21 protein-coding genes and 1 riboswitch are annotated in these 20,877 nt (G+C 65.4%); of the genes, 16 read left to right on the top strand and 5 right to left on the bottom strand.

Going from position 1 to position 20,877, the window contains the following annotated elements:
* Positions 1-20 precede the first annotated feature (20 nt).
* The gene (locus JQ572_RS19635; RefSeq protein ID WP_211384463.1) at positions 21-296 is read right to left on the bottom strand and encodes a hypothetical protein; all 276 of its coding nucleotides are present in this window, start codon (positions 294-296) and stop codon (positions 21-23) included.
* Positions 289-1,083, bottom strand: coding sequence for a DUF899 domain-containing protein (locus JQ572_RS19630; protein ID WP_211384462.1), 795 nt, complete (start codon positions 1,081-1,083; stop codon positions 289-291). The genes JQ572_RS19635 and JQ572_RS19630 overlap by 8 nt, the downstream gene beginning before the upstream one ends.
* A gap of 162 nt (positions 1,084-1,245) precedes the next feature.
* Here JQ572_RS19630 and JQ572_RS19625 point away from each other — a divergent pair, with 162 nt between their 5' ends.
* The 8 genes from JQ572_RS19625 (at position 1,246) to JQ572_RS19590 (ending at position 11,088) form a co-directional block, all read left to right on the top strand.
* Positions 1,246-2,466 (top strand): helix-turn-helix domain-containing protein, encoded by a 1,221-nt coding sequence (locus tag JQ572_RS19625; protein ID WP_211384461.1) that lies wholly within the window; start codon positions 1,246-1,248, stop codon positions 2,464-2,466.
* Between the two features lie 30 nt (positions 2,467-2,496).
* A complete protein-coding gene (locus JQ572_RS19620; RefSeq protein ID WP_211384460.1) occupies positions 2,497-3,135 on the top strand; it encodes a Vgb family protein in 639 nt (212 codons plus the stop codon).
* Between the two features lie 201 nt (positions 3,136-3,336).
* Positions 3,337-4,899, top strand: coding sequence for a DUF4403 family protein (locus JQ572_RS19615; protein ID WP_211384459.1), 1,563 nt, complete (start codon positions 3,337-3,339; stop codon positions 4,897-4,899).
* A 129-nt stretch (positions 4,900-5,028) separates the two neighbouring features.
* Complete coding sequence (locus JQ572_RS19610; RefSeq protein ID WP_211384458.1) at positions 5,029-6,138, top strand: ABC transporter ATP-binding protein; 1,110 nt, start codon at positions 5,029-5,031, stop codon at positions 6,136-6,138.
* 67 nt (positions 6,139-6,205) lie between these two features.
* Positions 6,206-7,264, top strand: coding sequence for an ABC transporter substrate-binding protein (locus JQ572_RS19605; RefSeq protein WP_211384457.1), 1,059 nt, complete (start codon positions 6,206-6,208; stop codon positions 7,262-7,264).
* A gap of 221 nt (positions 7,265-7,485) precedes the next feature.
* Complete coding sequence (locus tag JQ572_RS19600) at positions 7,486-8,748, top strand: ABC transporter permease (RefSeq protein ID WP_433996201.1); 1,263 nt, start codon at positions 7,486-7,488, stop codon at positions 8,746-8,748.
* The gene (locus tag JQ572_RS19595; protein ID WP_211384456.1) at positions 8,745-9,575 is read left to right on the top strand and encodes an ABC transporter permease; all 831 of its coding nucleotides are present in this window, start codon (positions 8,745-8,747) and stop codon (positions 9,573-9,575) included. Before JQ572_RS19600 ends, JQ572_RS19595 begins: the two co-directional genes overlap by 4 nt.
* 301 nt (positions 9,576-9,876) lie before the next feature.
* A complete protein-coding gene (locus JQ572_RS19590) occupies positions 9,877-11,088 on the top strand; it encodes an ABC transporter substrate-binding protein (protein WP_211384455.1) in 1,212 nt (403 codons plus the stop codon).
* 192 nt (positions 11,089-11,280) lie between these two features.
* Here the strand turns inward: JQ572_RS19590 and JQ572_RS19585 are convergent, their stop codons facing one another.
* Both JQ572_RS19585 and JQ572_RS19580 read right to left on the bottom strand, forming a co-directional pair.
* A complete protein-coding gene (locus JQ572_RS19585; protein WP_211384454.1) occupies positions 11,281-11,817 on the bottom strand; it encodes a PRC-barrel domain-containing protein in 537 nt (178 codons plus the stop codon).
* Positions 11,818-12,040: 223 nt separating this feature from the next.
* Positions 12,041-12,592: a hypothetical protein gene (locus JQ572_RS19580; protein ID WP_211384453.1), complete on the bottom strand. Its 552-nt coding sequence runs from the start codon at positions 12,590-12,592 to the stop codon at positions 12,041-12,043.
* A gap of 180 nt (positions 12,593-12,772) precedes the next feature.
* Between JQ572_RS19580 and JQ572_RS19575 the strand changes: the two genes are divergently transcribed.
* Both JQ572_RS19575 and JQ572_RS19570 read left to right on the top strand, forming a co-directional pair.
* On the top strand, positions 12,773-13,543 hold the full coding sequence (locus JQ572_RS19575; protein WP_211384452.1) for a response regulator: 771 nt from the start codon (positions 12,773-12,775) through the stop codon (positions 13,541-13,543).
* 13 nt (positions 13,544-13,556) lie between these two features.
* Entirely contained in the window at positions 13,557-14,885 is a 1,329-nt protein-coding gene (locus tag JQ572_RS19570) for an ATP-binding protein (protein WP_211384451.1), read from the top strand.
* Between the two features lie 2 nt (positions 14,886-14,887).
* Here the strand turns inward: JQ572_RS19570 and JQ572_RS19565 are convergent, their stop codons facing one another.
* Entirely contained in the window at positions 14,888-15,106 is a 219-nt protein-coding gene (locus JQ572_RS19565) for a hypothetical protein (RefSeq protein WP_211384450.1), read from the bottom strand.
* Between the two features lie 235 nt (positions 15,107-15,341).
* Here JQ572_RS19565 and JQ572_RS19560 point away from each other — a divergent pair, with 235 nt between their 5' ends.
* The 6 genes from JQ572_RS19560 (at position 15,342) to thiC (ending at position 20,716) form a co-directional block, all read left to right on the top strand.
* Positions 15,342-15,875, top strand: coding sequence for a lytic transglycosylase domain-containing protein (locus tag JQ572_RS19560; protein WP_211384449.1), 534 nt, complete (start codon positions 15,342-15,344; stop codon positions 15,873-15,875).
* Positions 15,876-15,927: 52 nt separating this feature from the next.
* A riboswitch (TPP riboswitch) is annotated at positions 15,928-16,055 on the top strand.
* Entirely contained in the window at positions 16,043-17,062 is a 1,020-nt protein-coding gene (locus JQ572_RS19555; protein ID WP_211384448.1) for an FAD-dependent oxidoreductase, read from the top strand. Its footprint overlaps the riboswitch before it by 13 nt.
* Positions 17,063-17,069: 7 nt before the next feature.
* Entirely contained in the window at positions 17,070-17,267 is a 198-nt protein-coding gene (gene thiS, locus JQ572_RS19550; protein ID WP_211384447.1) for a sulfur carrier protein ThiS, read from the top strand.
* Positions 17,268-17,271: 4 nt separating this feature from the next.
* Positions 17,272-18,054 (top strand): thiazole synthase, encoded by a 783-nt coding sequence (locus JQ572_RS19545; protein WP_211384446.1) that lies wholly within the window; start codon positions 17,272-17,274, stop codon positions 18,052-18,054.
* A complete protein-coding gene (locus tag JQ572_RS19540; RefSeq protein ID WP_211384445.1) occupies positions 18,041-18,649 on the top strand; it encodes a thiamine phosphate synthase in 609 nt (202 codons plus the stop codon). Before JQ572_RS19545 ends, JQ572_RS19540 begins: the two co-directional genes overlap by 14 nt.
* Positions 18,650-18,817: 168 nt before the next feature.
* Complete coding sequence (gene thiC / locus JQ572_RS19535) at positions 18,818-20,716, top strand: phosphomethylpyrimidine synthase ThiC (RefSeq protein ID WP_211384444.1); 1,899 nt, start codon at positions 18,818-18,820, stop codon at positions 20,714-20,716.
* The last annotated feature ends 161 nt before the right edge of the window (positions 20,717-20,877 follow it).

Genomic DNA, 20,877 nt, shown 5'->3' with positions numbered 1-20,877 from the left:
GCAATGTGGGACTTCGCACCTCACCTCCCACCTCCACCCCGCCGCTCCGCGATCAGCTTCAGCCACGCCGCCGAGTGAAACGCGCTCATCAGGAGATACATCGGCACCATCCCGCCCAGCAAAGAGCCATGTCCGGCGGAGCAGAGCATGTCGGCGGAGCCGCCAATCATGGTCGTCAGCGCGGCCATGATTGCGAAAGTCGGCGTGGCGGCGAGGCCCAGCCATCTGGCGAGGCGCCGCGCGGCGATGGCGCCGTCGCGGCTGGCGTTGCCAGCCGCGCTGAGGGGACTAGTCACGTCCTTCCGCCGCCTCCTCGCGAAAGGCCTTTTCGCCGGCGTCCGAGATCTCGACCCATTTCTTGTCGGGCGCGGCGCCTTCCGCGTAGGTGTCGTGCCAGTTCCACCATTTGTAGGTCGGCGTCTGCGGATAGCCCTTCGGTGAATCCTCCCAGACCTCCTGGCGGCCGAGCGGCGTGATGTCGAGATAATTCCAGGTACCGCCCATCTGCTCGTCGCCGCGGCTCTTGACGAAATAGGTGCGGAAGATGCGATTCCCGTCGCGGTAGAACACGTTGGTCCCGTGCCATTCGTCGACGCCGAAATCGACGTCAAAACTGTCGGTGACGGTGACCCAGGGCATGGTCCAGCCCATCCGCTTCTTCAGCCTGATGATGTCGGCCTGCGGCGCGCGCGAGGCGAAGACCAGCGTGGTGTCGCGGGCGTTCAGATGCGAAACATGAGCGACCTGGTCGGCCACCATGGAGCAGCCGCGGCAGGCATGATCGGGCCAGCCGAACACACCAGGCTCGAAGAAGGCGCGGTAGACGATCAACTGCCGGCGGCCCTGGAACAGGTCGTGCAGACTGACCTTGCCGCCGGGCCCCTCGAACGCATAGGTTTTGGCCACTTCCATCCACGGCATGCGCCGGCGCTCGGCGGCCAGGGCGTCGCGGGCACGGGTATGCGCCTTTTCCTTCACGAGCAGTTGCTGGCGGGCTGCCTCCCAGTCCTGCGGCGACACCACCGGCGGTGTCTGCATGGCGGTCTGTCCGTTCGTTCCTGCTTTTTCTGCTGATGTCATCATGGCTCTCCAAACCTCTTGCCAAATCTCTTGTCTGGGCGGGCTCTCCGCGGGTCGCTATGACAGACGCGGAACCGCTCGCCCCTTACCGCATGTTGCCGGCGGTCAACGATTTGTGGCATCGGACGGTTGCGCGGTGGGAGTAACAAGTGTGGCGGGATTTGAATGGAGTCGCTGATCACGGCCGCGGCGCGCGCGCTCGAAGCCGGCGATCCGCTCGGCGCGCTGAACCGCGTTGCGCTGCGCAACGATGCACCGTCGCTGGCGCTGCGCGGCATCGCGATGGCGCAGCTCGGCGATCTCGCAAAGGCGAAGACGCTGCTGCGGAGCGCCGCACGCGCCTTCGGTCCAAGAGAGGCGGTCGCGCGCGCAAGGTGCGTCGTGGCGGAGGCCGAGATCGCGCTCGTCTCGCGCGACCTGAACTGGCCGGCGAACACGCTCGCGGCTGCGCGAGCCACGCTCGAACGGCACGGCGATCTCGCCAACGCCGCCCATGCGGGCCACATCGAGGCGCGCCGTCTTCTCCTTCTCGGACGCCTCGACGAGGCCGAGCGCACGCTGGCGGTGCTCGGTACCGCATCGCTCCCACCTGCCTCCCAGGTCGCCCGTGAGCTCGTCGTCGCGGGCATCGCAATCAGGCGCCTGCGAACGAAGGATGCGCGCACGGCGCTCGAGCGCGCCTATCGCGCAGCACAGCAGGCCGGCATCCCTGCGCTCGCGGCCGAGGTCGAAAGCACGAACCGCGTGCTCGATACGCCGGCAGCGCGGCTGATCACGCGCGGGCACGAGCGGCCGTTACGGCTCGAGGAGGTCGAGGAACTCGCGACATCGCAGGCGCTGCTGGTGGACACGTTCCATCACTCGGTGCGCCGGCGAGGCACCGTGGTGGCGCTCGGAAGGCGGCCGGTACTGTTCGCGCTCGCCCGCATCCTCGCGCAGGCTTGGCCCGCGGATGTCTCCCGGGAGGCGTTGATCACAGGGGCGTTTCAGGCGAGGCACGTCGATGAATCGCATCGCGCGCGCCTGCGGGTCGAGATCGGGCGGCTCCGCACCAAGCTCAAGCCTCTCGCCGATGTCAGCGCGACCAGGCAGGGCTTTGCGCTGACACCGCGCAGGACAAGAGACGTCCTCGTGCTGGCGCGGCCCGTCGAGGAAAAGCACGCCGCGGTGCTCGCCTTCCTCTCCGATGGCGAACCCTGGTCTAGCTCGGCGCTCGCGCTCGCGCTGGGAACGAGCGCGCGCACCGTGCAGAGGTCTCTCGAAGAGCTGGCGCGGTCGCACAAAGTGCAGTGCTTCGGCCATGGCCGGGCAAGACGCTGGATGACCCCACCCGTCCCGGGTTTCCCGACAGGCTTGTTACTCCCCGGCCCGCTCCTGAAGACGTAAGGTGGGATCGTCTCACAGGGATCGAGCAACATGAAGCGTTCAGCAGCCGAGATCGTCAGGGAATACGGGCCCTTTGCGGGCGTCGAAGCCGTGCACGGCGTCACCTATGACGGGAGCCATATGTGGTTCGCGTCCGGCGACAGGTTGAATGCGGTCGATCCGGCCGACGGCAAGATTGCGCGCTCGATCGATGTCGCCGCGCATGCGGGAACGGCGTTCGACGGCCGGCACCTGTTCCAGATCGCCGAGGACCGAATCCAGAAGATCGACGCGGCGAGCGGCAAGGTGCTTGCTACCATCCCGGCGCCCGGCGGCGGTGGCGATTCCGGACTGGCCTGGGCCGAGGGCTCGCTCTGGGTCGGTCAATATCGCGAGCGCAAGATCCATCAGGTCGATCCCCAGTCGGGAAAGATTCTCCGCACCATCGAAAGCAAGCGCTTCGTCACCGGGGTGACCTGGGTGGACGGCGAGCTCTGGCACGGCACCTGGGAGGGCGAAGAGAGTGACGTGAGGCGGATCGACCCCGAGAACGGCAAGGTGCTGGAGCAGCTCGACCTGCCCGCCGGCACGATGGTTTCAGGGTTGGAATCCGACGGCGGCGACCGCTTCTTCTGCGGTGGGGGAAGCGCCGGCAAGGTGAGAGCGGTCCGCCGTCCCAAGCGCACATAGAGCATGATCCGGAAAAGTGCGAAGCGGTTTTCCGAAAAGATCATGCTCAAACAACAGCTTTAGGCGCGATGATGGCCTGAATGCACGGCAACGGCGCGTTCGCCGCCGTTAACCCATTCGCCCCAATTCCACCCCATCGGTGCGCTCTAGCGCCCTGCTCGCCTGCCCTGTAAAATCCCCGTTGGGCGGCTTGGGGGTAAGATGCGTCTGACGTTGAACCTGAAGACTATCCTGATCGGCGTCGCGGTGCTCGCGGCGTCGTTTTTCATCAGCCTGAAGGCGATGGACTGGTTGTCGCCGCGAGCGACGAATTCCGCGCCGCCGGTCGCGCAACTGCCGCCGCTGCCGCCGGTCTCGAAGAGCTCGATCGTGGTGGCGCCGGTCGCGATCGCGCTGTCGGCGATCCGCGAGCAGGCCGAGAAGGCTTCGCCGCGCAATTTCGCCGGCAAGGCCGAGAACCCGATCTCGCAGATCCTGCAGGATGCCGACATCGGCTGGACGGCGGCGCGCGGACCGATGTCGGCGGCCGGCGACAAGGACGTGCTGACGCTGTCGACGCCGCTCACGGGCAAGCTGAACGTGACGGGCTCGCTGTCGTCGAAAGCGACCGGCGCCCTCGGCGAGGCGCTCGGCAGCGTGCTCGGCGGCAATGCCGCCAAACAGATCGGCGCGGTCAACATCAAGAACCTGAACGCCAGCGCCGAGATCAGGGGCAACGTCGTCGTCACCTCGCGGCCGAAGCTCGCGGCCAACTGGCATCTCGAGCCCAATCTCGGCGCCCAGGTCAATCTCGGCGACACCAACCTCAACGTCGCCGGCGCCAAGGTCAACGTGCCGGCGCAGGTCAAGCCGCTGATCGACAAGAACGTCGGCGAGCAGATCAATATTGTTTCCGAGCGCATCCGCAACGATCCTTCGTTGCGCGAGAATGCGAAGCTGCAATGGGCCAAGGCCTGCCGCTCGATTCCGCTGCAAGGTTCCTCGGCCGCGCTGCCGCCGCTCTGGCTGGAGATGAAGCCGATCCGCGCCATCGCGGCGCAGCCGCGCGTCGACGCGCAGGCGGTGACGCTGCTGTTGGGCCTCGAGGCCGAGACGCGGGTCACGTCGACGCCGACCAAGCCGGACTGCCCGTTTCCCGACAAGATCTCGATCGTGCCGCCGACCGGCACCGGCGTGAACATCGGCGTGCCGATCGACGTGCCCTTCACCGAGATCAACAAGCTGATCGCGGCGCAGATGGTCGGCCACACCTATCCCGAGGACGGCTCCGGCCCGGTGGACGTCACCGTCAAGAGCGTCAACGTGGTCCCGTCGGGCGAGCGCCTTCTGATCTCGCTGCTGGTGCGCGCCAAGGAGAAGAAGAGCTGGCTCGGTCTCGGCGCCGAAGCAAATGTGCACATCTGGGGCCGGCCGATGCTGGACCAGGCACAGCAGACGCTGCGCCTCGCCGACATCCAGCTCGCGGTGGAATCCGAGGCGGCCTTCGGCCTGCTGGGCGCCGCCGCACGCGCGGTGGTGCCGCAGATGCAGCAAGCGCTGGTGCAGAAGGCGACGCTCGATCTGAAGCCGATCGCCGCCAACGCCCGCGAGAAGATTGCCGCCGCGATCGCCGACTACCAGAGGAACGAGGACGGCCTCAAGGTCGAGGCGAAGATCGACAGCCTGACGCTGGCCGACATCGCCTTCGATTCCAAGACGCTGCGCATCGTCGCCGAAGCCGGCGGCTCGCTGAACGTGTCCGTGAGCAAGCTGTCGGGAATGTAGCGCGCTTTCACCCACCGGGCCCGCGCAAATCGCTTCCGCCGCTGGCATTCTTGTCGGAGGCTGCTAAGCTGTTCTTCGCAACCTCGGACGAGGTCCCGACAGCACTGTAGCTGACAACGCGAGGAAAATATGGAAGCCGGTATGGTCACGCCAGCACCGGCACTGGTGCGCTTTTCCGGCATTCAGAAGACCTATGATGGCGAGCATCTCGTGGTGAAGAACCTCGATCTCGACATCAGGAAGGGCGAGTTCGTGACCCTGCTTGGCCCGTCGGGCTCGGGCAAGACGACCACGCTGATGATGCTGGCTGGCTTCGAGGTTCCGACGCATGGCGAGATCTACCTCGCCGAGCGGCCGATCAAGAACGTGCCGCCGCACAAGCGCGACATCGGCATGGTGTTCCAGAACTACGCCCTGTTTCCGCACCTGACGATCGAGGAGAACGTCGCCTTTCCGCTGTCCGTGCGCAAGGTCAACAAGGCGGAAACGCAAGCGCGCGTCAAGGCAGCGCTACGGATGATCAAGATGGAAACCCTGGCGCAGCGGCGGCCCGGGCAACTGTCCGGCGGCCAGCAGCAGCGCGTGGCGCTGGCCCGCGCGCTGGTCTTCAACCCGCAACTCGTGCTGATGGACGAGCCCCTGGGCGCCCTGGACAAGCGCCTGCGCGAGCAGATGCAGCTGGAGATCAAGCAACTGCACGAGACGATGGGCATCACCGTCGTCTACGTCACCCACGACCAGAGCGAAGCGCTCACCATGTCGGACCGTATCGCCGTGTTCAACGACGGCATCGTGCAGCAGATCGACAGGCCCGATGCGCTGTATGAGCATCCGGTCAACAGCTTCGTCGCCAACTTCGTCGGCGAGAACAATGTGCTGGCCGGCACCGTGGAGACGATCGAGAAGGACTATTGCCGCGTCGCGCTGGCGGCCGGCGGCTCCGTCATGGCCCGTGCGGTCAACGTATCAGGCGCAGGCGCATCGACCGCGTTGTCGGTGCGGCCGGAGCGGATCGCCATTATCCCCGACAGCACCTCCAGCGACGGACCGAACCGGCTGCCGGCCAAGGTGCAGAACACCATCTACCTCGGCGACCACGCGCTGGCCGTGCTCGATGTCGCCGGCAACGCCGAGTTCATGGTCAAGCTTCAGCCGGGGGCGCATGATAGGCTGCGACACGGCGAAAGCGTGTTCATCACCTTCCGCCCCGAGGATTGCCTCGCCCTCGATCCCGTCTGATCCCAACGCAAGCGGCACTCGCACCGATCAACCTCAACGTAACGCAGATGAAGAAGGAACAAGGACCATGCTGAAGCGCAAGATTGGCAAGATTGCTCTGGGTTTCGCCGCGGCACTCACTGCCAGCGCCGGGCTGGCGACAGTCGCGCAGGCGCGTGACCTCACCGTCGTGTCATGGGGCGGCGCGTATCAGGACGCCCAGAAGAAGGTCTATTTCGAGCCGTTCAAGAAGGCGGCCGGCATTGCCATGAACGACGAGTCCTGGGACGGCGGCGTCGGCGTGCTGCGCGCCAAGGTCCAGGGCGGCGCCGCCACCTGGGACGTCGTCCAGGTCGAGAGCGACGAACTCGCGGTCGGCTGCGAGGAAGGCCTGTTCGAGAAGCTGGACTATTCCAAGATCGGCGGCGAGGCCGCTTACATACAGCCGTCGGTCAATCCGTGCGGTGTCGGCGCCATCCTGTACGATTTCGTGCTCGGCTACGACAAGGACAAGCTGAAGGACGCCCCCAAAGGCTGGGCCGACTTCTTCGACACCAAGAAGTTTCCGGGCAAGCGCGCCCTGCGTCAGGGCCCGAAGACCACGCTCGAGATCGCCCTCATGGCCGACGGCGTCGCACCGAAGGACGTCTACAAGGTGCTGGCGACCGACGAGGGCATCGAGCGCGCTTTCAAGAAGCTGGACACCATCAAGAGCGACATCGTCTGGTGGAAGGCCGGCGCGCAGCCGCCGCAATTGCTCGCCTCCGGCGAGGTGGCGATGACCTCGGTCTACAATGGCCGCATCGATACCGCGAACAAGAACGAGAAGAAGAACTTTGGCATGGTGTGGGACGGAGCGCTCTTCACCCTCGACAGCTGGGTCATCCTGAAGGGCAGCCCGAACAAGGACGCGGCCTACAAGTTCCTGGACTTCGCCGGCAAGGCCGAGAACCAGTCGAAGCTGTCGGAGAACATTGCCTACGGGACCTCGAACAAGGACGCCGCCGCCAAGCTGCAGCCCGCCGTGCTGAAGGACCTGCCGACAGCGCCTGACAACATCAAGAACGCGGTCGAGATCAACGTTGCCTTCTGGCTCGAGAACATCGACCGCCTGACCGAGCGCTTCAATAAATGGGCCGCGAAATAGCGCGCGGCCGAAATGGGCGCTGAGGCAAAGACGTGGCAGATAGCACGCCTGCGGCGCATCCTTCGAGACGCCCGCCTACGGCGGGCCCTCAGGATGAGGTCTGAGTTTGCGGCAGTGACTCTACGGGCACCATCGTCGAAGAGCCTGATCCTGAGGAGACCGCGATGCGGTCGTCTCGAAGGACGAGGCGCTTGCTCGGGCCGCTCCGAAGGGCTCACTCCATGACAGGAATGTCTCTAGCCGGCGCCAGTTCGTCGACCGAGGTGCCGCTCAAGCGCCGATTGAGGCGTGCAGAGCGGACACGCCAGGTCAAGGCATTGGCGCTGGTGCTGCCGCTTCTCGTCTTCCTGCTCTTCACCTTCGCGGGCCCGATCGCCGGCATGCTGTGGCGCGCCGTCGATGACCGCGAGGTGCGTCAGGCTCTGCCTCAAACCGTCGCGGCTCTCGCCAGTTGGGACGGCAAGGACCTGCCGGACGAAAAGGCCTACGCAGCGCTGGCAGGCGACATCCTGGCGGCGCGCGCGTCCGGCACCATCGCCATCGCGGCCAAGCGGCTCAATTACGCACTGAACGGCTTTCGCACGATCCTCATCAGCACCGCACGCAATTTGAAGGCGGTGCCGGAGCCCGGCACCGCCAGGGAGACGCTGGGCAAGATCAACCCGGCCTGGCGCGAACGCTCCACCTGGACGACGATCAAGGACGCCAGTGGCCCCGTGACCGGCTTCTACCTTCTGGCAGCGCTCGACCTGACGCGGAACGTGGACGGCGCGATCGCCGCAGCCCCGCCGGATCAGGCCATCTACCGCAGCGTTTTCGCCCGCACCTTCCTCATCAGCCTCAGTGTCACGGTGCTCTGCCTGATCCTTGGCTTCCCGGTCGCCTACCTGCTGGCGACATTGCCGCCGGGCCGGTCCAACCTGCTGATGATCTGCGTGCTGCTTCCTTTCTGGACGTCGCTTCTGGTCCGCACATGCGCCTGGATCGTCTTGTTGCAGAGCAAAGGCGTCGTGAACGACAGCCTGCACTGGCTTGGCATCATCGACGAGCCGTTGCGCCTGATCTACAACCGCTTCGGTGTCTGTGTGGCCATGACCCACGTTCTCCTGCCATTCATGATCCTGCCGCTGTACAGCAGCATGAAGGCGATCTCGCCCGCCTACATGCGTGCCGCCGCCTCGCTCGGTGCGCCGCCGCTCGCCGCCTTCCTGCGGATCTACGTGCCCCAGACGCTGCCCGGTATCGGCGCCGGAAGCCTGCTCGTCTTCATCCTGGCGCTCGGCTATTACATCACGCCGGCGCTCGTCGGAGGCGCCGCCGATCAGATGATCAGCTATTTCATCGCGCTCTACACCACCGAGACGGCCAATTGGGGCCTCGCTTCGGCGCTGGGTGCTGTGCTGCTGCTGGCCACCGTTCTGCTCGCTCTCGTCTACGGAAAGCTGGTGCAGGGCCAGCAGGTCACCGGAGGCATGAAGAATTGAGCGAAGCTCCTTCCCTCCGCACACCCAGCCAGCGCATCGCGTGGACCGCGACGATCGTTGTCTCCACGCTGGTGTTCATCTTCCTGATCACGCCAATCCTGGCGATCATGCCTCTGTCCTTCAGCTCAGGCTCCTATTTGACCTATCCGCTGCCCGGCCTTTCCTTGCGCTGGTACGGCGACTTCATCAATTCGCCGCGCTGGATGAATTCGCTGAAGAACAGCATGATCATCGGCGTCGCCTCGACCCTGCTGTCGATGGTGCTCGGCACGCTGGCCGCACTGGGGCTGGCGCAATGGAAGAGCCGGCTCAAACCGCTCGTGCTCGCTTTCGTGCTGTCGCCGGTGGTCGTGCCGGGCGTCATCACCGCGGTCGGCCTGTATTTCTTCTTCGCGCCGATCGGACTGACCGGCAGTTACCTCGGCTTGATCCTGGCCCACACCGCGCTGGCGACGCCCTTTGTGGTGATCACGGTCGGCGCGACGCTGCAAAGCTTCGACACCAATCTGGCGCGCGCCGCCGCCTCGCTCGGCGCCTCGCCGCTTGACGCGTTCCGCCGCGTGATCCTGCCGCTGATCCTGCCGGGCCTGGCATCAGGTGCGCTGTTCGCCTTCGCGACCAGCTTCGATGAGGTCGTGATCGTGCTGTTCATGGCAGGTCCCGAGCAGCGCACCCTGCCGCGCGAGATGTTCAGCGGCATCCGCGAGAACATCAGCCCGACCATCACGGCGGCAGCGGTGATCCTGACGACGGTGTCAGTCATCCTCCTGGCCACCCTGGAAGGCTTGCGCCGACGCAACGAACGGCTCAAGGGCAGCAGCGCCTGACCGGCGGCGCACTTTTTCTTCTTCCTTCTCCCCTTGTGGGAGAAGGTGGCGCGAAGCGCCGGATGAGGGGTTGCCTCCGCAAGTACGAATGCAAGATGGTTGCATGCGGCAAGAACCCCTCACCCGTCTCGCCGCTATGCGGCGAGCCACCCTCTCCCACAAGGGGAGAGGGCTAGAACACCGTCGCCCCCTGCTTATTTGTCCACCCCCTCACGCATCTTTGGCTTAGCTGCCGCGACCGTTTGTCGCTAGAACAGTCCCCGCAACAAAACCCAAACAACAACACACGGGGAGAAAAACCATGCAAAAACTCATCGCCGCCGTCGCGGCCGGTCTCGCGCTCGCCGCCACGTCAGGCGCCGCGCAGGCGCAGATTTCCGACGACGTCGTCAAGATCGGCGTGCTCACGGACATGTCGAGCCTCTATGCCGACGCGACCGGCAAAGGCTCGCTGGCCGCCGTCGAGATGGCCGTCGCCGATTACGGCGGCAAGGTCGCCGGCAAGCCTGTCGCAGTGGTCGCCGCCGATCACCAGAACAAGCCCGATGTCGGCGTCAACATCGCCCGCAACTGGTACGACAACGACAAGGTCGATGCGATCTTCGACGTGCCGACCTCGTCGGTGGCGCTGCCGATCTCGGCGCTGACGCGCGAGAAGAACAAGATCAACATCAATTCCGGCGGCGGTTCGTCCGACATCACAGGCGTCGCCTGCTCGCCCAACACGGTGCACTGGACCTACGACACCTATGCGCTGTCGAACGTCGCCGGCAAGGCGATGGTGAAACGCGGCGAGGACAGCTGGTTCTTCATCACCGCCGACTACGCCTTCGGCATGGCGCTGCAGCGCGACGCCGCCAACGTCGTCACGGAGAGCGGCGGCAAGGTGCTCGGCGAGGTCCGTCATCCGCTCAATTCCTCGGACTTCTCCTCCTTCCTGCTCCAGGCCCAGGCCTCCAAGGCCAAGGTGGTCGCGCTGGCCGATGCCGGCGGCGACACCACGAATGCGCTGAAGCAGGCGGCCGAGTTCGGTCTCGTGCAAGGCGGCCAGAAGATGATCGCGCTGCTCATGGAGATCACCGACGTTCATTCGCTCGGCATCAAGGCGACGCAAGGCCTGATCATCACCGACGCCTTCTACTGGGACATGAACGAGGAGACGCGCGCCTTCTCCAAGCGCTTCAACGAGAAGGTCGGTCACATGCCGACCATGATCCAGGCCGGCCTCTATTCGGCGACCATGCACTATCTGAAGGCGATCGAGGCCATCAAGACCGACGAGGCGCCGAAGGTGATGGAAAAGATGCGCGCCACGCCGGTCAACGACTTCTTCGCCAGGAACGGCAAGATCCGCATCGACGGCCGCATGGTCCACGACATGTATCTGTTCGAGGTGAAGAAGCCCGAGGAATCCAAGGGCGAGTGGGACCTCTACAAGCTGATCGCCACCGTGCCCGGCGACGAGGCGTTCCGTCCGCTCGACAAGGGCGGCTGCCCGCTGGTGACGCACTGAACCAGCATCCTCCTTCATTGCGAGCGACTTGTCCGCCGTAGCTCGAAGAGCGAAGGCGGAAGCGAAGCAATCCAGAAATCCATCCGCTTCGGATTGCTTCGTCGCAAGTGCTCCGCGATGACGGGAGACGAAAAAACACGACAGCGCGCCCGGCAAGACCGGGCGCGCTTCGTTTAGCCAGTCAGAGCCGCATTACTCCGAGTACTTGAACTCGGGCATGTTCTTCAGCTCGTCCTTGGTCGCGTTGAACACGGCGTGGTCCGGATACCACTTCGACGAGGCCGTCGTCGTCGTGGTCGTGGTCGTGGTCTTTTCGGTGCCGGTCGCAGCACCCGTGGTCGTGGTGGTGGCCGGCTTGGCGTTCGGATTTGCGCCGGCCGCGCCGGTATAGGCCACGGCCTCATTGACGAACTTCAGCTTGTCGTAGGGCACGGCAACCAGATGCTCGCCCATGCCGAGGAAGCCGCCGACGCCGATGACTGCGATCTTGATGGCGCCGCTCTTGTCCATCAGCAGGTCGTTGATCGAGCCGATGTTCTCGTTGGCCTCGTTGTAGACCTTGACGCCGTCCATCTTGGACGTACGCCACTGCCCGGACGCGCTCGTGGTCGTCGTCGTGGCGACGGCAGCCGGAGCCTTGTCAGTGGTCGCGGTCGGATTCTGTGCGAACGCAACGGTTGCGAGCAGTGCGGTTCCGGCGAGGCCGGCCGCGATCGATTTCATCAACATATTGTTCTCTCCTTCAGCAAAAAACTGATACGGAGAAAACAGCGCTGATCACTCGCAGTTCCTTGCGTGCTGCAATTTCGTCGCGCGATGCGCGCGAGTGAACGCGTGCGATTGTTCCAGAATCACTAAGGAACATTTGCAGCGCACCGTTCCCCGCCGACGACCGTGCGCCCTGGGTGAAGCCCGACCGCGGCGAGGAACGCGCCGACCCGCGTCGCTCAGGTCAGCTCTTGTAATCGATCAGAAGCGCCGAGAAATCCGAGCTGCCGGATGAGCTGCCGCTGGCGCCATAGGACGACGATGACGATTGCGACTGCTGCAGCGCCTGGAGGAACTGTTGGAGAATTTCCGCCGTGGTGGAGTCGGTCGACGTGCTGCTGGTCGAATCCGTCGACGACGAATCCGAAGAGCTGTCATCCGGAGGCGGACCGGGCGGCGGCCCGCCTGCGCCGCCGGGACCGCTCGCGAAGGCGGACTGAAACACGTTCTTGAGCTCGTCGGCCTGGTCCGAGGTCAGCGTCCCGTTCGACACCTCGTTGGAGATGAGGTCGTCGATCTTCGACTGAAGCTCGTCCTTGGAGGGAGGCGTGCCGCTCGACTGATCGCTGGACCGGCTCGACTGCAAGGCCGTGTCGATGTCGGTCAGCGCCGTCGAGAGCGCCGACTGGTCCGACGACGAAACCGTGCCGGCGGAAACTTCCGATTGCAGTTCCTGCTGCAGTCGCTGCAGCGGCGACTGGTAGTTACCGGCGGAGGCCGCCGAAATCGAGGTCATCATGGCTCCGTGGGTTTTGCGGGGTTTCGTAGCAAACGCCGTCACGGTATGGTTAACGGGCTTAACGAGACCTTGCCGCTCCACGACCAGGTCGTGTCCCGGTGTTGCGGCGTGGACCATGGAAACAATCCGAAACAAAAATCTTCGCCATTTGGCCCGAATCTTGGACAAACAAAGCGCATGGCCATTCCCAATCCCAACATCCTGGTCGTCGAGGACGACCGCGAAACCCGGACGTTGATCGCGAAGTACCTGCGCAACAACGCCTGCAACGTCACTGCCGTGAGCGACGGCCGCGAGATGTCGCGCGCGATGGCCGATCATCGCGTCGACCTCATCATCCTCGACGTCATGCTGCCCGGCGAGGACGGCCTCAGCCTGTGCCGCAAGGTGCGGTCGGAGGGGCAGACGCCGATCATCATGCTGACCGCGCGGGGCGAGGACGTCGATCGCATCGTTGGCCTCGAGATGGGCGCGGACGATTATCTGTCGAAGCCCTTCAACCCGCGCGAGCTGCTCGCGCGCATCAACGCGGTGCTGCGCCGGCAGGCCGCCGCTCAGGCGGCGAGCTCGATCGAGGGGGCCTCCACGCTCGCCTTCGAAGGCTGGCGCATCGATTTGCGCCTGCGCGAGCTGCGCAATCCGGAAGGCGCCCGCGTCGCGGTGACCAGCGCCGAGTTCGATCTCTTGCGCACGTTCTGCGAGCGGCCCGGCCGCGTGCTGTCGCGCGACAGCCTGCTCGACCTGACGCAGGGCCGCAACACCGGCTCGTTCGAGCGTTCCATCGACGTGCTGGTCAGCCGCATCCGCCGCAAGATCGAACCCAATCCGGCCGATCCGACCATCATCAAGACGGTGCGCTCCGGCGGCTATCTGTTCACGCCAAGAACTGAAGCTGCTGGAACTGAAGCGGCGAGCAACGAAGCGATCGCGGCGCCCCTGGGCAACTAGTGGGGCGGCCCTCATGATGCCGTTCCGCTTCTTCCACCTCAAGAGCATCGGCGGACAGATCGCCGCGCTGGTGGTGGCGTCGATCGTCGCGCTGCATCTGATCCTCACCGTCAGCTTCCTGATCAGCCGGCCGGACCGCGCTGATCCACCGCCCGACAGCGCACATCAGCTCGCCGATGCGGCCCTCCTCCTCGACGGCGCCGATGCCGGCGAGCGGCCACGCATCCTCGCCGATATCGCGCGAGCGTTCCCGAAGGCCGGGATCGAGCTGCTGGCGCCAGGGACCGCCTCGGTCGCCGGCGACAGCGACGGCCCGCACGTGCACAACGTCCGCCGGCATCTCGGCCATCAATACAGCGTCACGGCGCTGGCGCCGCAGGCCGGCACGCACCGGATTGCGATCGGATTGCCCGACGGCACCATGATCGCGGGCCGGGTCGAGCAGGGACCCTATCCGCCGCGATTCTGGGGCGGCCCGTGGATGATCACGCTGCTGTTCGCGCTGATCAGCGTCACCATGCTCGGCCTTTGGGCGGCCTATGCGCTGGCCGCGCCGCTGTCGTCGTTCGCCAAGGCCGCGGAAAATTTCAGTCTCGACGTCGCCGGCGAGCCGCTGCCGGAGCGCGGTCCGGAGGAGATCCGCTCGGTCGCGCGCGCGCTCAACCGCATGCACGAGCGGATCGCGCGGCTGATGTCGGATCGGACCAGGATGCTGGCCGCGATCAGCCACGATCTGCGCACGCCGATCACGCGGCTGCGCCTGCGCGCCGAGTTCATCGAGGACGAGGGCAACCGCAAGCGCATGCTGATCGACCTCGACCAGATGCGCTCGATGCTGGAATCGGTGCTGTCGCTGCTGCGCAACGACCGCAAGATCGAGGCGGTGACGCTGGTCGACATCGCGAGCACGCTGCAGCTCATCGCCGACCAGTTCGGCGACATGGGCCATGTCGTGCATTATGACGGCCCGCTCTCCGCGACCGCCGCGGCGCGGCCCGACGATCTGCATCGCGGCGTCACCAACCTCGTCGAGAACGCGGTGCGCTTCGGCGCCGAGGTCACGATCCGCCTCCAGATGTCGGGCACGAAACTCGTCATCGACGTCGAGGACGACGGTCCCGGCATTTCGGATGCGCGCAAGCAGGAGATGCTGGAGCCGTTCGTGCGCGGCGACGACGCGCGCACCATGGACGAGTCCACCGGCTTCGGGCTCGGCCTGTCGATCGCGCGCGCGATCGCGATCGCCCATGGCGGCGAGCTTTCGCTGCACGACCGCGAGCCGCACGGCCTGATCGTGCGGATGCAATTGCCGGTGTGGCAGCAGCCGCGGCTGGCGGCTTGATCTCAGGCTGCGAGTGGCGGATACGCGATGGCCGCAGGCTCATCGAAGATCGCGATCGCCTCGAAGCGATAGCTGCAGGCGTGGCACGTCCAGAGATACGAGACGCGCCCCTCGCCCGGCTCGATCCAGTCGGGCTGCGCGATCGGCGCGCCGCACTGGGCACAGGGGTTCTGCTTGGGGATGTCGCCGGTGCTGGCTTCGACCATGGTTGCTTTTGTCATGGCACCTCTCCCGATTTGCAGCGCTTGCATACTCGCTTTCGCAGGCTTGCGCGAATAGACAGGCGTGCTGTCGCGAGCTGTCCTGCCTGAGGGAACTCTAGCGCCGGCATTGAGTCGTAATAGCGGCTCGGCGCTGCGAAAACGAGAACGACGGCGTTTGGCCACATCATCGCCGCGTTCGGAAGGCCTAACGGCAGGCCGGGCGCAGGTTGCTCAGGGACATCCGGGATATCCGATGAAAATTTTACGCGTTGCCGCGCTGCTCGCGGCCGGACTGGTGTTACCGCAGGCCGCGTTCGCGGGCGAAGCCGAATACGCCGAGATGGTCGCGGCCCATGCCCGCGCCAACGGCGTGCCGGAGGCGCTGGTGCATCGCGTCATCATGCGCGAGAGCCGCTATCAGCCCGGCCTCGTCGGCCGTGGCGGCACCATCGGGCTGATGCAGATCAAGCTCGCGACCGCTCGCGGGGTTGGCTACACCGGCGATGCCGCCGGGCTGCGCGATCCCAACACCAACCTGACCTATGCCGTGAAATACCTCGCCGGCGCCTATCACGCCGCCAATGGCGACCATGCCCGCGCCGTGCGCTATTTCGCAGGCGGCTACTACTATGCCGCAAAACGGCAGCGGCAGGAGGCCGTGCAGGTCGCCAATGTCGGCGAGACCTGGCTCGAGCCGAACGGCAATCCGCAGCCCATGTTCGGCGCGACGCCGCACAGGAAGCTCGCCCAGCGCGTCCGCAACGCTCGCGCCCAGGCGCCGAAGTAACCCCGGTTCCCGGCAACATACATTGACACCACGCCCCACTGGCATACATTAGAGCCGTTCCGAGGGGTGCTCCGAGGAGGAGCTGAGATACCGCTAAATGGGCAATCCGCCCAGGACCGCGGTGACCCTTTGAACCTGATCCGGGTCATGCCGGCGAAGGGACAGGGATGTTGCAGACGACCAAGCGACCGGATTCCCCGGTATCCATCATCGGCGCAGGCATTGCGGGCGCATGGCAGGCACTGCTGTTCGCGCAGGCCGGCCATGCCGTGACGCTACACGAGCGCGGTGACGCGGCGATGACCGACGCCACCAGCCATTGGGCCGGCGGCATGCTGGCGCCCTGGTGCGAGGCGGAGGTCGCCGAACCCGTCATTTCCAGGCTCGGCCTGCGCTCGCTCGACATCTGGCGGCGCGAATTGCCGGATACGCCGTTCAACGGCTCGCTCGTCGTCGCCCACCCGCGCGAGCGCAACGATTTCGAGCGCTTTGCCCGGATGACCGGGGGACACCGCCGGCTCGACGCCGCCGGCCTCGCCGAGCTCGAGCCGTCGCTGGAGGGCCGCTTCCGCGACGCGCTGTTCTTCCCGACCGAGGGCCATGTCGAGCCGCGCCGCGTGCTGCCCAAATTGCACGAGCGCATCAAAGCTGCCGGCGGCACCATCAAATTCTCCAGCGACGTTTCCGCCCAAGATCTGCAAGACGTCGACGGCATCGTGATCGACTGCCGCGGCCTGGCCGCGCGCGACGAGCAGCCGGAGCTTCGCGGCGTCAAGGGCGAGATGATCCTGATCGAGACCGGCGAGGTCGAGCTTTCGCGCCCGGTGCGTCTGATCCATCCGCGCTGGCCGCTCTATGTGATCCCGCGCGAGCAAGGCCTGTTCATGCTGGGTGCGACCTCGATCGAGGCCGAGGACACCGGCGTCAGCGTCCGTTCGGCGCTCGAGCTGCTCGGCGCGGCCTATGCCGTGCATCCCGCCTTCGGCGAGGCCCGCATCGTCGAATTCGGGTCGGGCCTGCGGCCGGCCTTCCCCGACAATCTGCCGCGTATCGGCATTCGCGGCAGCAGGATCAGCGTCAACGGGCTCTATCGCCACGGCTTCCTGATCGCGCCCGCGCTCGCCGAGCTGACGCTGCAATACGTCCAGCGCGGCCAGATCGACAATGAGGTGATGCAATGCGCGTGATCGTCCAATGCGTTTGATCATCAACGGCGAGCAGCGCGAGGTGAACTCGGCCAGCGTCGATGCGCTGCTGTCCGAGCTCGATTACGAGGGCACCCATTTCGCGATTGCGCTCAACTTCGACGTCGTGCCGAAAAGCCGCTGGGCCGAGACCCACCTCAAGGCAGGCGACGAGATCGAGATCATCACGCCGCGGCAGGGAGGGTGAGAACATGGTGACCTTCTACGGCAAGACCTTCGCCTCGCGCCTGCTGATCGGCAGCGCGCTCTATCCCTCGCCTGCGATCATGCAGGCGGCGATCCGCGCCTCAGGCTCGAACATCGTCACGGTGTCGCTGCGGCGCGAGGCCGCCGGCGGCAAGACCGGGGACGCGTTCTGGAAGCTGATCCGCGAGCTCGACGTCGCCGTGCTGCCGAACACCGCTGGCTGCCGCAGCGTGCGCGAGGCGGTGACCACGGCAAAGCTCGCACGCGAATTGTTCGGCACCTCATGGATCAAGCTCGAGGTCATCGCCGACAACGACACGCTGCAGCCCGACGTGGTCGGCCTGGTCGAGGCAGCAGGCCTCCTCATCAAGGACGGCTTCGAGGTGTTCCCATATTGCACCGAGGATCTGTCGGTCGCGAACCGCCTGGTCGATGCCGGCTGCAAGGTGGTGATGCCGTGGGCCGCCCCGATCGGCAGCGCGAAAGGCATCACCAACCGCGACGCGCTCAAGCTGATGCGCGAGCGGCTGCCCGACATCACGCTGGTGGTCGACGCCGGCATCGGCGCGCCGAGCCATGCGGCCGAGGCGCTCGAGCTCGGCTACGACGCCGTGCTGCTCAACACGGCCATCGCCAAAGCCGCCGATCCCGTCGCGATGGCCAATGCCTTCCGCCTCGGCATCGAGGCCGGCCGCACCGCCTTCGAGGCCGGGCTGATGAACGCCCGCGACTTCGCCTCCCCTTCCACCCCTGTCGTTGGGACCCCGTTCTGGCATGCCGTATCCTGATCGATTTTATCCCGTCGTCGACAGCCTCGCATGGGTCGAGCGCCTGACCAGGCTCGGCGTCGGTACGATCCAACTGCGCTCGAAAGATCTGAACGACGCCGAGGCGCTCCAGATCGTCACCGACGCGCTGGCCATCACCAACGGCACGCAGGCAAAGCTCGTCGTGAACGACTATTGGCGTGCGGCGATCGTCGCCGGTGCAAAGTACCTGCATCTCGGCCAGGAAGACCTCGCCGATGCGGACCTCAAGTCCATTCGCGAGGCCGGCCTTCTCCTCGGCGTCTCCACTCATGACGATACGGAGCTCGAGACCGCGCTCGCCGCAGAACCCGACTACGTCGCGCTCGGCCCGATCTTCTTCACCACCCTCAAATCGATGCGCTTCGAGCCGCAGGGCATTCCGAAGATCGCGGAATGGAAGCAGCGTATCGGCAGCATCCCGCTGGTCGCGATCGGCGGCATCAAGTTCGAGCACGCCACGGAGATCTTTGCCGCGGGTGCGGATTCCATCGCCGTCGTCAGCGACGTCACCCAGAATGCCGACCCGGACGCGCGGGTCAAACAATGGCTCGGCCTGTCCGCGGAGGCGGCGTGATGCCCACTCTCTCTCCACCCGTCATTGCGAGGAGCACTTGCGACGAGGCAATCCAGACTGCTTCCGCGGAAGCATTTCTGGATTGCTTCGCTGCGCTCGCAATGACGGAACAAGAACTCACCGGCGTTGCCCGTACGCACGCCCACCAGAATTAAACCGGAGGATCCCATGAACATCCGCTCCAATCCCGACAAGACCGTCCCCGCCGTCACCACCGGCCCGCTCCCCTCGTCGCGAAAAATCTTCGCGTCCCCCGACGCCGCGCCCGAGCTGCGCGTGCCGCTGCGCGAGATCATCCTGTCCGAGGGTGCGGGCGAGCCGAACCTGCCGGTCTACGACACCTCCGGTCCCTACACCGATCCGTCCGTCACCATCGACGTCAACGCCGGCCTCGCGCGCGGCCGCAAGGCCTGGGTGCTGGAACGCGGCGGCGTCGAGGAATATGCGGGCCGCCAGATCAAGCCGGAAGACAACGGCAGCGTCTCCACCGACAAAGCCGCGCGCGCCTTCTCGGCCTATCATCAGCCCTTGCGCGGCCTCGACGGCCACAAGATCACGCAGCTCGAATTCGCCCGCGCCGGCATCATCACCAAGGAGATGATCTACGTCGCCGCCCGCGAAAATCTCGGCCGCAAGGAGCAGCTCGAACGCGCCGAAGCAGCGCTCGCCGACGGCGAGAGCTTTGGCGCGGAAGTCCCCGCCTTCATCACCCCGGAGTTCGTCCGCAGCGAGATCGCGCGCGGCCGCGCCATCATCCCCTGCAACATCAACCACAGCGAACTCGAGCCGATGATCATCGGCCGCAACTTCCTGACCAAGATCAACGCCAATATCGGCAACTCGGCGGTGACGTCATCGGTGGAGGAAGAGGTCGAGAAGATGGTGTGGGCGATCCGCTGGGGCGCCGACACCGTGATGGACCTCTCGACGGGCCGCAACATCCACACCACCCGCGAATGGATCCTGCGCAATTCGCCGGTGCCGATCGGCACCGTTCCGATCTACCAGGCGCTGGAGAAGTGCAACGGCGATCCGGTGCAGCTGACCTGGGAGCTCTACAAGGACACGCTGATCGAGCAGTGCGAGCAGGGCGTCGACTATTTCACCATCCACGCCGGCGTGCGCCTGTCCTACATCCACCTCACCGCCAGCCGCGTCACCGGCATCGTTAGCCGCGGCGGCTCGATCATGGCGAAGTGGTGCCTGGCGCATCACAAGGAGAGCTTCCTCTACACGCATTTCGACGAGATCTGCGACCTCATGCGCAAGTATGACGTCTCGTTCTCGCTCGGCGACGGCCTGCGTCCGGGCTCGATCGCGGACGCCAACGATCGCGCGCAGTTCGCGGAGCTGGAGACGCTCGGCGAGCTGACCAAGATCGCGTGGAACAAGGGCTGCCAGGTCATGATCGAGGGCCCCGGCCATGTGCCGATGCACAAAATCAAGATCAACATGGACAAGCAGCTCAAGGAATGCGGCGAAGCGCCGTTCTACACGCTCGGGCCCCTGACCACCGACATCGCGCCGGGCTATGACCACATCACCTCAGGCATTGGTGCTGCCATGATCGGCTGGTTCGGCTGCGCCATGCTCTGCTACGTCACGCCGAAGGAGCATCTCGGCCTGCCCGATCGCAACGACGTCAAGGTCGGCGTCATCACCTACAAGATCGCAGCCCACGCCAGCGATCTCGCCAAGGGCCACCCGGCCGCGCAACTGCGCGACGACGCCCTCTCCCGCGCCCGTTTCGACTTCCGCTGGAGCGACCAGTTCAACCTCGGTCTCGACCCCGATACCGCCAAGAACTTCCACGACGAGACCCTGCCGAAGGAAGCCCACAAGGTCGCCCATTTCTGCTCGATGTGCGGCCCAAAATTCTGCTCGATGAAGATCACGCAGGACGTGCGGGATTATGCGGCGACACTGAACGATCCGAACTCGATCGGCATGTCGCTGAGCGGCACCGCCGAGGACGGCATGAAGCAGATGAGCGCGAAGTTCAAGGAGATGGGCTCAAGCGTGTATCTGGATGCGGAGAAGGTGAAAGAGAGCAATCGGGTGTTGTGAGGGGTGACGCCGAAGCCTGCGTTTGACAAAGGCCGCACGGCACTTAAACGAGTGTCGCGCGACCTCACAGTCGAGAGCGTGCTCTTCGCACGTCTCGGGACATGGCCGCGGGCAGCACCAGACAAAATCAACCTTTGCTTGCATCCAGTGTGCTGCGTCAA

This window comes from Bradyrhizobium sp. SZCCT0153 (genome assembly GCF_018129995.1).
GTDB lineage: Bacteria > Pseudomonadota > Alphaproteobacteria > Rhizobiales > Xanthobacteraceae > Bradyrhizobium > Bradyrhizobium japonicum_G.
The sequence above is the reverse complement of the archived record's forward strand: the minus strand, read 5'-3'. Positions and strand labels throughout refer to the sequence as shown.

What these genes read in the sequence shown, in the direction of transcription:
- JQ572_RS19630 (WP_211384462.1), bottom strand. Translation starts at nt 1,083, where the DNA reads ATGATGACATCAGCAGAAAAAGCAGGAACGAACGGACAGACCGCCATG.
- JQ572_RS19625 (WP_211384461.1), top strand. Translation starts at nt 1,246, where the DNA reads ATGGAGTCGCTGATCACGGCCGCGGCGCGCGCGCTCGAAGCCGGCGAT.
- JQ572_RS19620 (WP_211384460.1), top strand. Translation starts at nt 2,497, where the DNA reads ATGAAGCGTTCAGCAGCCGAGATCGTCAGGGAATACGGGCCCTTTGCG.
- JQ572_RS19615 (WP_211384459.1), top strand. Translation starts at nt 3,337, where the DNA reads ATGCGTCTGACGTTGAACCTGAAGACTATCCTGATCGGCGTCGCGGTG.
- JQ572_RS19610 (WP_211384458.1), top strand. Translation starts at nt 5,029, where the DNA reads ATGGAAGCCGGTATGGTCACGCCAGCACCGGCACTGGTGCGCTTTTCC.
- JQ572_RS19605 (WP_211384457.1), top strand. Translation starts at nt 6,206, where the DNA reads ATGCTGAAGCGCAAGATTGGCAAGATTGCTCTGGGTTTCGCCGCGGCA.
- JQ572_RS19600 (WP_433996201.1), top strand. Translation starts at nt 7,486, where the DNA reads ATGACAGGAATGTCTCTAGCCGGCGCCAGTTCGTCGACCGAGGTGCCG.
- JQ572_RS19590 (WP_211384455.1), top strand. Translation starts at nt 9,877, where the DNA reads ATGCAAAAACTCATCGCCGCCGTCGCGGCCGGTCTCGCGCTCGCCGCC.
- JQ572_RS19585 (WP_211384454.1), bottom strand. Translation starts at nt 11,817, where the DNA reads ATGTTGATGAAATCGATCGCGGCCGGCCTCGCCGGAACCGCACTGCTC.
- JQ572_RS19580 (WP_211384453.1), bottom strand. Translation starts at nt 12,592, where the DNA reads ATGACCTCGATTTCGGCGGCCTCCGCCGGTAACTACCAGTCGCCGCTG.
- JQ572_RS19575 (WP_211384452.1), top strand. Translation starts at nt 12,773, where the DNA reads ATGGCCATTCCCAATCCCAACATCCTGGTCGTCGAGGACGACCGCGAA.
- JQ572_RS19570 (WP_211384451.1), top strand. Translation starts at nt 13,557, where the DNA reads ATGATGCCGTTCCGCTTCTTCCACCTCAAGAGCATCGGCGGACAGATC.
- JQ572_RS19565 (WP_211384450.1), bottom strand. Translation starts at nt 15,106, where the DNA reads ATGACAAAAGCAACCATGGTCGAAGCCAGCACCGGCGACATCCCCAAG.
- JQ572_RS19560 (WP_211384449.1), top strand. Translation starts at nt 15,342, where the DNA reads ATGAAAATTTTACGCGTTGCCGCGCTGCTCGCGGCCGGACTGGTGTTA.
- JQ572_RS19555 (WP_211384448.1), top strand. Translation starts at nt 16,043, where the DNA reads ATGTTGCAGACGACCAAGCGACCGGATTCCCCGGTATCCATCATCGGC.
- thiS (WP_211384447.1), top strand. Translation starts at nt 17,070, where the DNA reads ATGCGTTTGATCATCAACGGCGAGCAGCGCGAGGTGAACTCGGCCAGC.
- JQ572_RS19545 (WP_211384446.1), top strand. Translation starts at nt 17,272, where the DNA reads ATGGTGACCTTCTACGGCAAGACCTTCGCCTCGCGCCTGCTGATCGGC.
- JQ572_RS19540 (WP_211384445.1), top strand. Translation starts at nt 18,041, where the DNA reads ATGCCGTATCCTGATCGATTTTATCCCGTCGTCGACAGCCTCGCATGG.
- thiC (WP_211384444.1), top strand. Translation starts at nt 18,818, where the DNA reads ATGAACATCCGCTCCAATCCCGACAAGACCGTCCCCGCCGTCACCACC.